Consider the following 13,682-nt stretch of genomic DNA (forward strand, 5'->3'; position numbering starts at 1 on the left):
GACGCCCCTTGGGCGATCGGTGTTGGACAGCCGCAGCAAAGCGATCGAAACTGCGAAAAACTAGGGAGAGGCCGGAGCCGCCATGGGCAAGCCGCTGGAAGGAATCAAAGTCGTTGAAGTCGCCATGTGGGCATTCGTGCCCGTCGCGGGCGGTATGCTGTCCGATCTGGGCGCGGATGTCATCAAGGTTGAACCGCCCACCGGCGATCCGATCCGGGGCCTGCAGATCGGCGGCACCGAAGGCGGCAAACGCCAGCTCGACTACTCGTGGGAATCGTACAACCGCGGCAAGCGCTCGATCACGCTGGACCTCAAGCAGGAAGCAGGGCGCGCCGTGCTGATGAAGCTGCTCGAAGATGCCGACGTGTTCATCACCAACCTCTTGCCCCCGGCACGGCGCAGTATGGGAATCGATGCCGATACGCTGCGCGCGGCCTTCCCGAAGCTGATCTACGCCAGCGGCAGTGCCTCTGGCCCGAATGGTCCCGAGGGCGAGAAGGGCGGCTATGATGCCATTACGTTCTGGGCACGGGGCGGGGTCAGCTCCTCCGTCACCGAGGACGGGGCCGAACGCCCGGTAGGACCGCCGGGGCCGGCTTTCGGCGATTCGCTGTCAGGTTCGATGCTGGCCGGTGCGGTCTCAGCGGCCATCGCCAAGCGGGCGATGACCGGCGAGGCCTCTGAAGTCGATGTATCGCTGCTGGGCACCGCGATGTGGTCGATGCAGCGCTTCATCGCCCAGGCGACGGACAACGATATCCTCAAGTTCCCCCGCCCGGCAGACATGAAGCCATATAACGTGCTGGTCCACAATTACGCCACCAGCGACGGCCGCTTCGTCGCACTGTGCATGTTGCAGGCCGACAAGTACTGGGCCCGGTTCTGCGAGGTTGCGGGCCGGCCGGATCTTGCCGCCGACCCGCGCTATGCCAGCGCCTCGGCGCGGCGCGAGAACCTCGATGCCTGCTTCACGGACGTGAAGGCGCTGTTCGCCAGCAAGACGCTCGCGGAATGGAAGGCGATCCTGAAACAGCAGGACGGCCAGTGGGACGTGGTCCAGCATGTCGGTGAAATGAAGGACGACGTGCAGGTTCAGGCCAACCACTACCTGCAGCGCGTCAATTACGGAGACGGCACCGAAGTGCCCCTCGTCAGCGTGCCCATGCTGTTCGACCGGCAGGCGCTGCCCACCCGCCGGTCTCCCGGTCTCGGAGCCGACAGCGATGCCGTGCTGGAAGGGCTCGGCTACAGCGAGGACGAGATCATCGACCTCAAGGTTCAGGGCGTCGTGTTCTGATGAGCCAGACGCCCCCCCCTGCCCGCAAGCTGCCGGAACTCGAACCGGATACGGCATTTTACTGGACCTCGGGTGCCGAAGGCGTGCTGCGCATCCAGCGCTGCGCAGACTGCGGCATCTATCAGCACCCGCCCTTTCCGCGCTGTTCGTGCTGCGGAAGCGAGGCTGTCGCGCCCGCGCCGGTTTCGGGCAAGGGGCGGATCGCCAGCTACACCATCAACTACGAACCATGGGTGCCCGGCCTTGAAGTGCCGTTCGTGTTCGCCGCCGTGGAACTGACCGAACAGCGCGAGCTCTACGTCTTCACCAACCTTCTCGCGCCGGCAGAAGCCGCCCGCGTCGGCATGGCGGTGACCGTCGAATTCGAGCAGCACGACGATGTCTGGCTGCCGATGTTCCGCCCTGATGCCGGGGAGGACGCGGCATGACGCTCTATCCCGAAAAACTCACCTGCATCACTGGCGCCGCACAGTCCGAGGTCGGACGCCCCTCATCCCGTACGGCCTTGCAGCTCACCGCCGATGCCTGCCTGGCCGCGATTGCCGATGCCGGGCTCAAGGTTTCCGACATTGACGGTATCGCCACTTATCCGGGCAAGTCGTCCGAGGGCGGCGGCATCGCTCCGGTCAGCCCGTCCGAGGCGGCCGCGGTGCTGGGCATCGAACCGCGCTGGATCCTCGCTTCGGCCGAGGGCTTCAGCCACATGGCGCCGATCTTCAACGCGATCACCGCAATTGCCTGCGGCCTTGCCCGGCATGTCGTCGTGTTCCGCTCGGTGGCGCAAGCGACCGCACGCTTGGCCTCGCGCCAGTCCACGCTGATGGCCGGATCGCGCAGCCGCGTGGATGGCAACAATGCCTGGACCGTGCCCTACAACGCCCTTTCGCCAATCAACACGTTCGCGCTCTACGCGCAGGCCTATTTCGAGAAATACGGAGCCAATGAGGAGCAGCTCGGCATGATCGCGGTGTCGGGCCGCCGCAACGCCGCGCTCAATGAAAACGCCGTCTACCGCAAGCCGCTGTCGCTGGAAGACTATCTGGCCGCCCGCGTGATCTCCACGCCGCTGCGGCTGTTCGATTGCGATTCGCATATCGACGGATCGACCGCGATCGTCGTCTCCCACATCGACGCGGCGAAGGATCTCAGGAACCCGCCCTTGCACATCGAATCGATGGGCATGGCCGTCGGCGGCCTGTGGGCCGGCCGCTACGAGGGCGATTTCACCTCGATCCCCGCCGCGCACAGGGCGGGCGAGATGCTGTGGCAGCGCACGGACCTGAAACCCGCCGACATGGACTGCGCGCAGATCTACGACGGCTTCTCGATCCACGTGTGGATGTGGATGGAAGCGCTCGGTCTCGTCCCCAGAGGTGAGGCCTGCCGCTTCGTCGAGGGCGGACAGCGCATCGCGCTCGATGGCGAACTGCCGCTCAACACCGGCGGCGGCCAGCTCTCCGCCGGGCGTTTCCATGGCTACGGGCACATTCACGAAGCCACCGTGCAGCTCTGGGGCCGCGGCGCCGGGCGGCAGGTCCGCGATGCGAAGACCTGCGTGATCTCCAACGGCGGCTACGGATACGGCGCAATGATCCTCCGGCGCGACTGACCGCAACGAAGATCGAGTCGTGACCTTGACAGAATCGTTCGTTATTGCGATAGTTAGTTCGTTATTTCGAATTTATACGCATAGCCGGTAAACGGCAGGAGAGGAGCACGGGAAATGAGCGAAGCAGATCCGGCAATCCGGGACGGACAGGTTACCGAGTGGACCTACGGCCCCATTTTCGATGCAGATGCCCACATCGATCCGCCGCATGACATGTGGAAGGACTACCTGCCTTCGCACCTCAAGGACCGCGCGCCGTATATCGAGCACGCCGAGGATGCCGATTACATCTGCTTCGAAGGCAACCGCCGTCCCTTCATGATGATCAACAACCAGGCCGGCCGCAGCGGCGAAACCTTCAAGATGAAGGGCCGACTCGCGGATCAGCGAAAGGTCTGGGAACCGGCCACCCGCCTCGGCGACATGGACGCCGATGGCATGGACGCGGCGCTGCTGTTCGGCGGCGGCCCGCTCGGCTCGTTCGATAACGAGCTCTACGTCGCCAGCTACGAGGCTTACCAGAACTGGGTTATGGACTTCTGCTCGGTCGCGCCCGACCGGCTGTTCCCGGTCGGCTATGTGCCGATGCGCGACATCGGCGAGACCTGCCAGCATGTGGAACGCCTCGCCAAAAAGGGCTTCCGCGCGGTCAACCTGCCGGCCTTTCCGCAGAACCCCGATGCCTGGAAGACCTCTTCGGGCATCAAGAACCTCAAGGACGGGCAGGTGTCCGCGCTGACCGGCGATCCGCAGGGCGAGCTGCAGTATTCCAATCCGGCCTTCGACAAGCTGTGGAAGACGATCGTCGACAACAACATCGTCATCACATTCCACCTCGGCGGGCGCGTGCCGCGTTTCGGCCAGAAGGAATACTTCCTGGCAGACATGCCGATGAGCAAGCTGGCAATGGCCGAACCGATCGGCATCCTCATCTACAACGGCGTGTTCGACCGCTTCCCCGACCTCAAGATCGGCTCGATGGAAAGCGGCGTGGGCTGGTTCGCGTGGTTCGCCGAATACAACGACCGCACCTGGGAAAAGCAGCGCTTCTGGACCCAGTGCCCGATCAAGAACCCGCCCAGCTACTACATGGACCGCAACGTCTACGGCTCGTTCATCCAGGACCGCACGGGCATCCTGTGCCGTGATCTGCCCGGCGGCAGGAACATCATGTGGTCCTCCGACTATCCGCACTCGGAAACCACGTTCCCGAAATCGCGCGCCATCATCCAGCGCGACTTCGCGGGCGTGCCCGAGGAGGACGTGAAGGCCATCATCAACGGCAATTGCCGCAAGCTGCTAGGTCTGGACTGACAACACCGTCCAAGCTGCCAAAACGACAACAGCGCCGGGGGAAAAGGTGTGGCGACGACATCATTGAACCGGGAATCGGTGACGGCTGCGGCCACACCGATCCCGGCCTCGGCCTACATTGCGCTGGCCCTTCTCGCTTCGGCAAACCTGCTCAATTATCTCGACCGCTTCGTCGTCTCGATTCTGGCCGAAGCGATCAAGGCCGATCTCAGGCTCGACGATGCCCAACTCGGGTTCCTGCTGGGGACGGCCTTCGCCATCTTCTATTCCATCGTCGGGGTCGCCATGGGCGGCATTTCCGACCGGCTGAGCCGCAAGAAGGTGATGGCCTTCGGCCTCGCGCTCTGGTCGGGCATGACCGCGCTGGGCGGCATGGCGACGAACTTCGTCACGCTCGCCGCCGCGCGCATCGGTGTGGGTGTCGGTGAGGCCGCGGCCAATCCCTGCTCGCATTCCCTGCTTTCAGACATCTTCCCGGCCCGCAACCGTGCACTGGCGCTGGGCGTCTACCTCGCCGGAACATTCCTGGGCGGCGCGCTCGCCATGGCGGTCGGCGGCTATTTCCTCCAGCACTGGTCCACCAGCATGTGCGTCGCGGTGCCCATCGCCGGGGCCTGCGATCTCGCCGCGTGGAAGGCCGCGCTCTTCGCGGTCGGCCTGCCCGGCTTCCCGCTTGCCCTGCTGCTCCTGATGATACGCGAGCCGGCACGGACGGCCAGCGGCGGGAGCCATTCGGCAGGCGTGATCATCCGCGAATTTTCCGCCTCTCTCCCGCCCTTCACACTGCTGACCGTCGCGCGGGAAGGCGGCCAGAGGGCCCTGCGGCGCAACCTCGCCATTCTCGCGGGAATTGCCGTGGCGGCAGCGCTGCTGGTCATGGCGACCGGCGATTACGCCCAGTGGATAGCCTTCGGCACGGGCGCTTATGTCGTGGTGACCTGGGGGCAGATCCAGTCACTGCGCGACCGGCCGCTCTTCGCGCTCACGTTCGGCGACCGCACGTTCCTCTATGCCATGGGCGCAACCGCGCTGATCGCCTGCGTGGGCGGTGCCATCAACGTCTGGGCCGCCCCTTTTGCAATGCGCACCCACGCGATGAATCCCAGTGAACTGGGCCTGCGTCTGGGCGTGATCCATACCGTCGGCGCCATTGCCGGGGTCATTGCCGGCGGCTGGATCGCAGACAAGTGGAAGCAGGTGGACCGCCGCGCCCCGCTGGGCATGGCGGCGATCTCGATCAGCGGCACCCTGCCCAGCGTGCTGGTCATGCTGCTCGTCGCCGACCTCGAACTGTTCCTCGCCGCTTACGCCGCCGTCAGCGTGTTCGGCGCGATGTGGAGCGGCGCGACGGCTGCGCTGGTGCAGGACCTCGTCCTGCCGCGCATGCGCGGTTCGGCGGCTGCCTGCTATTCGTTGATCGCCATCGTCGTGGCATCCGGCACCGGGCCGTACTGGGCCGGCAAGGTGAGCGCCGTTACCGGTTCGCTCACAACCGGAATGCTCAGCCTGCTGGTACTGGCGCCTGTCGCCATGGTGTTCCTCTGGCTGGCAGCAAGGCGCCTGCCCGGCGAAACGCCCGAAGCGCGCCTTGCGCTGGCGGCGGCCGCGGGCGAGCCCTCCGTAAGGGACACGGCGTGATGCAAGACGACGTCCTCACGGCGGACGATCCGCTCTATCAGGAGCTTTACGACGTCCGCCGCGAGGCCGAGGCGATGGGCAATTTCATCGACCGCGACGTGACGCAGGACATCCATGCCCTGCGCGCGGCCGCGCCGGTCCACAAGGGTAAGCTGCGCGAGCTGCTCGGCCTGCCCATGACATATGAGCGTCACCAGAACGCCGTGGGCCGCCAGCACTACACCGTGCTTAGCTACGAAGCGTGCGAGGTCGCCTTCCGCAACCCGCAAGTGTTCTCCAACAAGGTCCAGATGGACCCGAAAGTGGGCGAGAAAGGCACCGGCCTGCTTGAACTCGACCCGCCCCGCCACCGCGCCTACCGCCGCACCGTGCAGCCGATGTTCCAGATGGCCAACGCGCTCAGCTGGTGGCGGGCCAGGACCATCGACGGCATCATCGAACGCCTGATCGAACGGCTCGGCCGTGAGGACCGCGCCGAACTCAACATCGAATACTGCGCGCGCATCCCGGTCTATACGATCACCACTGCGCTGGGCCTTGCCGGCGACGAGGCACTGCGCTTCCGCCACGCCTATCTCAACAGCACCAGCGCCAGCCGCAGCGTCACCATGGAAGAGCGCATGCGCAACGGCCAACTGGTCCAGAGCCTGCTGCACGATCTGGTCACCGCCCGGCGCAAGGCGCCGCAGGACGACCTCGTCAGCTTCATGATCGACGCCGTGCTGCGCCTGCCCGGCGAGCCCCCGCGCCCGCTGACCGACGAGGAGATCACCACCCATGCCAAACTGGTGATGGTGGCGGGCGGCGGCACTTCCTGGCGGCAGATGGGCATCACGCTGTTCGCGCTGCTGACCCACCCGGAGCAGCTCGCGCAAGTGAAGGCCAACCGCGATCTCGTCGGCGACGCCATCGAGGAAGGCCTGCGCTGGGACCCGACCGCGCCGTTCCACTACCGGCTGGTGCTGGAGGACATCGATTTCCATGGCCACGCGCTGAAGGCCGGCGACGTGCTCGAACTCGGCCTCGGCCCCGCCAACCGCGATCCCTCGCGGTGGGGCCGGCCCGACGCCTACGACATCCACCGCCCGAAGCTGACCAACATGGCCTTCGGCCTCGGCACCCACCGGTGCCTCGGCATGAACGTCGCCCACGTGGAAATGGCGCGCGGGATCAACGCCCTGCTCGACGCCTTCCCGAACCTGCGCCTAGACCCCAGCGCCCCCGCGCCATTCATGACCGGCGGGCTGGAGCAACGCGGGCCTTCTGGCCTGCCGGTGCTGCTGCGCTGAAATCGTCCGCTTTGCGCTTATCGTGAAATCAGACGAACCACGCCAGTACGGTGTCGAAATCGGCCTGTCCCGGTATCGGCAAAGCGACCATCGACTTGTGACCCGCGCCCTTGGCCGAGACAAAGGCCGGACCGGTTTCCGCGCCGATGTCGTCCACGATCGAAGGGACGCCAGTCGCTGCCGCCTTTGCAATCGGGCCAGTGTCGGCAGGCAGCAGCGTGCCCGCATAGGTTGAATTCAGATCCTCACCGCTTTCGCAAAATCCGTGCTCGAAACGGTAGCCGCCGCTCGTGCCATCTTTGGTCCAGATCTCGAAGCGCCCGGCGATCGGCGAGTTCTGCGCGGACAGGAATGTGAGGACCCACGGCTTGTCGCCAGTGGACGAGCACGGGATGCCGACCGCGCGATTGATGCCGACTTTCTCGGCGGCATCCCGGCGCAGAAACATATTGCCGCGCCCGAAGTCGTCCAGAATTTCCGGATGGCCGCTGTCCCACACCCGGCCAGGCAAACCCATGCGGCGCGGAAAACTGGTGTTGCGCGAAGTGAATTCGAACTTTTCCGCGCGGCCGAAATAGCCATCGACCAGGTTCAGATCGATATCGCCGTCCTGCCTGCTCCACAATTCGAGTGCTCCCACCCGGAACCTGTCATCCCCGCAGAAGAACACAATTACAGACTTCAATGTCCCGTCCGCGAAAGTCGGCACCGCAACGGCACAACTCAAGCCATCGGACATCGCTGCATCCCCGCGCCGGAAATAGGAATTGCGAAGGTCCTTCAGGACGATCGGGTGGCCCGCCTGCCATGTCTTGCCCGGCAACCCCTCGCCATGGGCAAAGCGCATGCCCCTGCTGATCGCTGCAAAATTATCGAGATCGCCATAGAGCCCGGCCTGAAGATCTATGTTCTTGCCGTCGGAAGTCGGCACCCACACCTCGGTTGCACGGATAAAGGGCTCTTTGCGCATCGCATCGCCTCTCCTCACGATTCTCGGGACCGATGAAGAATAAGGTCGACTTGCCGTTGTCCGCCAGCGCTAATTTAGCCGCGCGCGGCGCCCCTCACACCTTCAACCGCCGCCGCATCGCCATTTCGTCCATCATCGGCGCGCCGCGCAGGTGGCCCAGCCGGATCCCGGTGCAGGTCATCTTGAAGCGGGTGAATTCCATGTACCAGTCCAGCCCTTCGGCGGACTTGCCGCTGAGCTCTTCCCACAGCGCCACGGTCTCGTCGTGGCTGCCCATGCCTTCGAGCGGGGCGCCGTAGGACGACTGGGGCCCGTGCATCGTCTCCGAAAGCTCGCAGAACCACGCCAGGTCATGCAGCGCGCCGCCGAGTGAGGGCTGTTCCCAGTCCATCACCGCGACGACATCATAGTTCTCGTCGAACATCATGTTGCCGATGCGCGCGTCGCCCCAGACGAGGCCTTCGGGCTGCTGCGCGGGCCATAGCGACTGGAGGCGCGCCAGGGCATCGTCAAGCACCGTCAGCGGCTCCACTTCCTGCAGCCAGCGGGCAAAGCGGGTGTACTTGTCCCACTCCTGCGCGAGGCCGCTTGCCGCGCCCGGCGGGCCTTGCAGAAACGCCATGCCGTCCAGCGGCACGCGCTGGATCGCGGCGAGCTGGCCCACGGCGTTGCGCCACAAGGTGCGGCGCTGCTCGGGGCTGGAATCCCTGAGCCATCCCTCGCGCGCATAAGGCGGAATCGAGACGGGGACTCGGCCCTGCTTCTTCTCCATCACGAAGAATGGATTGCCGAGCAGGCCCGGGTCCTCCTCGAACCAGAGCGGGCGGGCGACGCGAACCTGACCGTCCTCGGAGAGCAGTTTCATGATCTTGTACTGCTCGTCGAACAGGTTGTCCGGAAACACGGTGAAGCTGTTGGGCTTGATGCGCACCACACAGCCCTGTTCGTAGCTGCGGCCGCCCTCATCCCAGCGCGCATCGAACAGCACCGTCTCATGGCTTTGCCCCGCGCCGCGCGGATAGGCGAGGTTGGTCACGGCGATACCGCTTGCCTGAGGCAGCCTGCCCGACAGCCAGTCGGCCAGCCGCGCCGCCAGTTCCTCCAGATCCCGCGTTTCGGGTGAAACGATCACATCCGACAAGGTCCCTCTCCCGTTCCCGTTGATGCCAAATTAATTCGACATCATGAATTTATTTTCGGCTATTTGATAAGGGAGCAGAAAGGCGCGGTCAAGCGGGGAGCGGCCTCGCCTGTGCGGAGTTCCGCGTGAGCGAAGTTCAGTCGAGCGGCGCGGTGCGGCCCGAGAGGAAGCCGGAAATGCGCTCGCAGGCCTCAGCAAGGCGGCGGCCCGCCTCGGTGACGGCCTTGCCCGTCATGGCGCTGTGGAACCCGGCCAGGACGAGCGAGATGGTCACCCGGTTGCGGCTGTCGTAGATCGGCGCCATCACCGCCATGAGCGGATAGACGGTGCCCGGCTCCAGCGTGACCTGCGGCACGACCGGCGGGTCCTCGGTGCCGGCGCCGATTCCCTGCCCTTCGTCCATGCTCGGACCGGGACGGCGCATGAGCGGGAGGAAACCCTGCTCGCGCACGAAATCGAGCCCGGCGCGGAACTGGGCGAGCTGGTCCTCGCTGAGCTTTGGCGTGGTGCGGGCAGCCCAGTTTTCGGCCTCGCGCGGGGCGCGGGCGAAGAACGACATAGCCTGAATCCAGCGCAGCGGCATGCGCGTGCCCAGCGGCACCGGATAGCCGACATGACTCAGCGAGGCGGCACGTTCGCGCAGGTGGATGGTCTCGCCTTCGAGAAAGTAAGCGCCGCAGACGACGTCGAATTCATCGGCGAGGCGGCGCATTTCCGGCTGGGCGACCTGCAGCGGCGAGAAATGCTCGGCAGCAATGCGGCCGATCGCCGCCAGCGCCGGGCCGAGCACGTAAGTCTTGTCGGTGGTGCGGTAGAGATAGCCCTCGTCCACCAGCCCTGTCAGCAACGCGTGGCAGGTCGCGCGGCTGAGCTTGAGCGCGCGCACGAGATCGGTCAGCGCGAAAGCCTGCCCCGGATGGTCGGCAATGAAGTTCAGGATGGCGGCGACGCGGGCAACGCCGGGGGAGGAACGCGACATGTGTTCTTTCGCTATTTCGAATTACCATGCCTATGGGCATTGGCCCGCATTCGTCAACAGAAACAATCGTTCATCGTAGCGAATGCTGACCTGTCAGGCCTCCACCCTCCCCAGCTTCTCCGCCATCATCCGCGCGATCTCACGCCGGGCGACCTTGTTCGAATGGAGCAGCGGCACATCCTCGCGCGCCAGTTCAACATAGGCGCGCGGGACCTTGTAGCTGGACAGCCGGCGCCGCATTTCGCCCTCGATCGCGTCGAAGTCAAGGCTGGCCCCGTCACGCGGGACGACGGCGGCGACCAGCAGGTTGCCGCGCTCCTTGTCCGGCACGCCGACGACATAGGCGCTGTGCACGCCGTCGAGCGACTGCATCTCCATCTCCACCTCTGCAGGCGAGACGTTGGAGCTGGCGACCTTGATCATGTCGCCATTGCGGCCGACGAAATGGATGCGGCGGCCCTGTGGCCGATCCTCGACAAGGCACATGTCGCCGGTGCGGTAGTAGCCGTCGGGCGTGTAGTGCTCGGACTTCTCGATCTTGTGGAGGCCACTGGCGACCGGATAGCCGCGCACTTGCATCTCGCCCACTTCGCCCGCCGCGACCGGGCGGTTGCTCTCGTCGGCGATGCGGATTTCGTAGCCGGGACCGAAGTGGTCCATCGGCGCGCAGACCGGATAGCCCGGCGCACGGAAATCGTCGCCCCAGGAATAGGGCCCGAGCGTCTCGCTCATGCCCAGGCCCCACCAGGGCCTGGGACCCTGAATCAACTTAAGGTCTTCCTCGGCGAGCACGCTGCCCATCGCAAAGCGGCTGTTGCTGAGGGTGCGGTCGGTGCAGACGACGACCGAGCCGGCCTCGATACCGGGCACGAGGTACATCATCAGCCCGCCGACCCAGAACATCGGCAGCATGCACGGCACGCGCTTGCCTTGCGTGTGCTCGATCATCGCGCGCATGGTGTGGCTGCGGAAGCAGACCGGGCCGTGGTGATGCTTCACGCCCTTCGGCAGCGCCATCGACCCGGATGTGTAGATCTCGATCATCTGATCGGTGGGGTGCACTTCGGATTCGATCTCGCGCAGCAGGTCTTCGCCGACGCTGGCCGCTGCATCGGTGAGGAACTCCATCGGCGCCACGCAAGACGGCAGGCCCTCGCCCGTGGAAACGATCCAGCGCAGGTAGGGCGCGCGCGCAAGGCGCAGCGAACCGCTTTCCTGCCCTTCAAGCTCAGGCAGCGCTTCGAGAATGCGCTCGACATAGTCCTTGCCCAGCATCGTGCGGTTGAGGATCAGACCCTGCACGTCCGACTGGCGCAGCACGCGCACCAGCTCGTTGGCGCGGATCATGGTGCTGACCGGTACGGCAATCGCGCCGATCCGGCTGATCGCCGCAAGCATCAGCGCGAACTGCGGTCCGTTGCCGAAGATGAAGCCGACGCGCGTGCCCTTGCCGATGCCTTGCGCGGCAAGCCCGCGCGCGATCAGAGCCGAGCTTTCATCGAGTTCGCGGAATGAGATCGCCTCGACCACTTCCTCGCCATCCTCGCGCACCACCGCCGTCGAATCGCCGTAGGCCTCTGCCGCCGCGCGCACGAGCTGCGGGAAGGTGGTTGCCGAGCCCGGGCCGTCCCGTCCGCCGATGTTCGCAATATCCGTGGTCAATGTGCCTCATCCTCTCTCTCGGCAGTGATCCGCGCCGGAATCCTGCCGCTTCTCTCTGCAATCCTGACGCCTACGCAGAGGCAAGACAAGTGTCGAAGCCAGTCATCGCTGGGCCGCGATCTATTCGAAATTGCAGATCTTGTGTCGATATTGAGGAATACTGACACCTAGTGCAAGCGCAAGAGTTAAGCACACCTTCCCTTTCGTCATTGCGAGGGCCACAGGCCGAAGCAATCCAGGGCGTTTTACGCACGCTCTGGATTGCCGCGCGACTTCGCCGCTCGCAATCACGAAGAGGAGAAGGACGCCGAACGGGGCGGGTCAGCTTTCCGCGAACGTATAAGGCTGCGCCGTGCGCAGATAGTCGTCCGCCAGCACGTCCCGCCCGATCGGCGGAACGGCACGCGCCGTACAGGCGGCGCGGTGGCACAGCCGGCAGGTCACGCCAATCGGCGTCGTGGGCGCACTCGCCGGATCGATACCCGAGGCATAGACCAGCCGCCCCGCTTCCTCGGCAGCGCAGGCCAGCGCCACGGCTCTCATCACACGCGGACGGCCATAGCCGCGCACGCCTGCCGTTACCGTGCGCGCGATCGAGAAGTACCGTTCGCCGCCCGGCAGTTCCAGCCACTGGGTCATGAGTTCACCGGGGCGGCGGAAGACCTGATGGACGCTCCACAAGGGGCAGCCCCCGCCATGCGCCGCGAAGGGAAATCCCGCTCCGTCGAGCCGCTTCGAGACATTGCCCGCCTCATCGAGGCGGATGAAGAAGAAGCCCACCCCTTCCGCACCGGGCCGCTGCAGCGTGGTGAGACGGTGCGCAGCCTGCTCGAAGCTGACACCGAAGAGGGCGCAGAGCGCATCAATGTCATAGGTGCGCTGTTCCGCAGCACGGGCGAACTTGCCATAGGGCATCCGCAGCGCCGCCGCGCAGTACCCTGCCAGCGCGCGCAGCAGCAGCGTTGCCGTGGCCCGGCTGGAGAAGCCCTCCTCCTCACGCAAGGCCCGCTTGATGTCGCTGCGCATGGCAGTGTGGGCGATGTGCGTAGCGATCTGGAAGGCCCGGCTGGCCGCATCGAGCGTGTCTGCGATCAGCAATTGCTGGTTGTGCCGGTCGAACCGGCGCAGCGAGTCCATCAGCACGTCGGGCGGCAGGAGGCGCACGCGCACGCCTTTCGCCCCGAGCCAGGCGGTGGCTCCGCCCGCCTTGTCGATCTCGGCCGCGAGCTCTTCTGCGCGGGTATCGAGCGCGTGAAAGTAATTGCGGTGACCGGCGAGGAACCGCTGCGCTTCGCGCACCGGGTCATTCTCGTCCGCGCCCGGCCCGGCGGCGCGCTGCTCGGCCAGCGCCTGCTGCTCGCGCGTATAGGCTCCATGCAGGCGCAGCAGCGCTTCGGAAACGCCGGGGAAGCTCGTCGCCAGATCGGCCACTTCGAGTGCGGGCAGATCGATGTCGGCAAAAATCGGGTCGCGCAGCACATCGCCCAGCCGCCGCGCGTAGTCCTCACCCTCGTCATTCGCGATGTCGCCGATGTCGAGCCGATAGGTCCGCGCAAGCCGCAAGAGCATGTCCGCCGTCACCGGGCGCTGGTTGCGCTCCAGCAGCGCCACGTAGCTGGGCGAGATCTCGAGATCATCGGCCATCGCTTGCTGGGTCAGGCCCAGCTCCCGGCGCAGACGGCGAAGCCGGGGACCAAGGTAGAGAGGGCGGGTTTCTGCCATATCCCGGCATTTTGTCAGGACAGCACAACTTTACAAGGAAAATCTGTAAAGTTTTACAACG

At 65.4% G+C, this 13,682-nt stretch carries 11 protein-coding genes; 6 read left to right on the plus strand and 5 right to left on the minus strand.

Annotated features, from left to right (window positions below; translation table 11 throughout):
• Positions 1–82 precede the first annotated feature (82 nt).
• From MTR64_RS09605 to MTR64_RS09630, 6 genes are all read left to right on the plus strand, one after another.
• Positions 83–1,297 (plus strand): CaiB/BaiF CoA transferase family protein, encoded by a 1,215-nt coding sequence (locus MTR64_RS09605; protein ID WP_243993210.1) that lies wholly within the window; start codon positions 83–85, stop codon positions 1,295–1,297.
• Positions 1,297–1,725, plus strand: coding sequence for a Zn-ribbon domain-containing OB-fold protein (locus MTR64_RS09610; protein ID WP_243993212.1), 429 nt, complete (start codon positions 1,297–1,299; stop codon positions 1,723–1,725). The genes MTR64_RS09605 and MTR64_RS09610 overlap by 1 nt, the downstream gene beginning before the upstream one ends.
• Entirely contained in the window at positions 1,722–2,906 is a 1,185-nt protein-coding gene (locus MTR64_RS09615; RefSeq protein WP_243993214.1) for a thiolase family protein, read from the plus strand. The genes MTR64_RS09610 and MTR64_RS09615 overlap by 4 nt, the downstream gene beginning before the upstream one ends.
• A 114-nt stretch (positions 2,907–3,020) precedes the next feature.
• Positions 3,021–4,220: an amidohydrolase family protein gene (locus MTR64_RS09620; protein WP_243993216.1), complete on the plus strand. Its 1,200-nt coding sequence runs from the start codon at positions 3,021–3,023 to the stop codon at positions 4,218–4,220.
• Between the two features lie 48 nt (positions 4,221–4,268).
• Complete coding sequence (locus MTR64_RS09625; RefSeq protein WP_243993218.1) at positions 4,269–5,858, plus strand: MFS transporter; 1,590 nt, start codon at positions 4,269–4,271, stop codon at positions 5,856–5,858.
• A complete protein-coding gene (locus MTR64_RS09630; protein ID WP_243993220.1) occupies positions 5,858–7,147 on the plus strand; it encodes a cytochrome P450 in 1,290 nt (429 codons plus the stop codon). Before MTR64_RS09625 ends, MTR64_RS09630 begins: the two co-directional genes overlap by 1 nt.
• A gap of 28 nt (positions 7,148–7,175) precedes the next feature.
• Here the strand turns inward: MTR64_RS09630 and MTR64_RS09635 are convergent, their stop codons facing one another.
• From MTR64_RS09635 to MTR64_RS09655, 5 genes are all read right to left on the minus strand, one after another.
• Complete coding sequence (locus tag MTR64_RS09635) at positions 7,176–8,117, minus strand: GAF domain-containing protein (protein ID WP_243993222.1); 942 nt, start codon at positions 8,115–8,117, stop codon at positions 7,176–7,178.
• 94 nt (positions 8,118–8,211) lie between these two features.
• Positions 8,212–9,249 (minus strand): phosphotransferase family protein, encoded by a 1,038-nt coding sequence (locus tag MTR64_RS09640; RefSeq protein WP_243993302.1) that lies wholly within the window; start codon positions 9,247–9,249, stop codon positions 8,212–8,214.
• 145 nt (positions 9,250–9,394) lie between these two features.
• The gene (locus MTR64_RS09645) at positions 9,395–10,237 is read right to left on the minus strand and encodes an IclR family transcriptional regulator (protein ID WP_243993225.1); all 843 of its coding nucleotides are present in this window, start codon (positions 10,235–10,237) and stop codon (positions 9,395–9,397) included.
• Positions 10,238–10,330: 93 nt separating this feature from the next.
• Positions 10,331–11,899: a class I adenylate-forming enzyme family protein gene (locus tag MTR64_RS09650; RefSeq protein WP_243993227.1), complete on the minus strand. Its 1,569-nt coding sequence runs from the start codon at positions 11,897–11,899 to the stop codon at positions 10,331–10,333.
• A 321-nt stretch (positions 11,900–12,220) separates the two neighbouring features.
• Positions 12,221–13,621 carry a helix-turn-helix domain-containing protein gene (locus MTR64_RS09655; RefSeq protein ID WP_243993229.1) on the minus strand — a complete coding sequence of 467 codons (1,401 nt, stop codon included), beginning with the start codon at positions 13,619–13,621 and terminating at the stop codon, positions 12,221–12,223.
• Positions 13,622–13,682 lie beyond the last annotated feature (61 nt).

The sequence above is a fragment of the Novosphingobium album (ex Hu et al. 2023) genome (assembly GCF_022832385.1).
GTDB lineage: Bacteria > Pseudomonadota > Alphaproteobacteria > Sphingomonadales > Sphingomonadaceae > Novosphingobium > Novosphingobium album.

What these genes read in the sequence shown, in the direction of transcription:
- MTR64_RS09645 (WP_243993225.1), bottom strand. Translation starts at nt 10,237, where the DNA reads ATGTCGCGTTCCTCCCCCGGCGTTGCCCGCGTCGCCGCCATCCTGAAC.
- MTR64_RS09635 (WP_243993222.1), bottom strand. Translation starts at nt 8,117, where the DNA reads ATGCGCAAAGAGCCCTTTATCCGTGCAACCGAGGTGTGGGTGCCGACT.
- MTR64_RS09655 (WP_243993229.1), bottom strand. Translation starts at nt 13,621, where the DNA reads ATGGCAGAAACCCGCCCTCTCTACCTTGGTCCCCGGCTTCGCCGTCTG.
- MTR64_RS09610 (WP_243993212.1), top strand. Translation starts at nt 1,297, where the DNA reads ATGAGCCAGACGCCCCCCCCTGCCCGCAAGCTGCCGGAACTCGAACCG.
- MTR64_RS09605 (WP_243993210.1), top strand. Translation starts at nt 83, where the DNA reads ATGGGCAAGCCGCTGGAAGGAATCAAAGTCGTTGAAGTCGCCATGTGG.
- MTR64_RS09630 (WP_243993220.1), top strand. Translation starts at nt 5,858, where the DNA reads ATGCAAGACGACGTCCTCACGGCGGACGATCCGCTCTATCAGGAGCTT.
- MTR64_RS09615 (WP_243993214.1), top strand. Translation starts at nt 1,722, where the DNA reads ATGACGCTCTATCCCGAAAAACTCACCTGCATCACTGGCGCCGCACAG.
- MTR64_RS09620 (WP_243993216.1), top strand. Translation starts at nt 3,021, where the DNA reads ATGAGCGAAGCAGATCCGGCAATCCGGGACGGACAGGTTACCGAGTGG.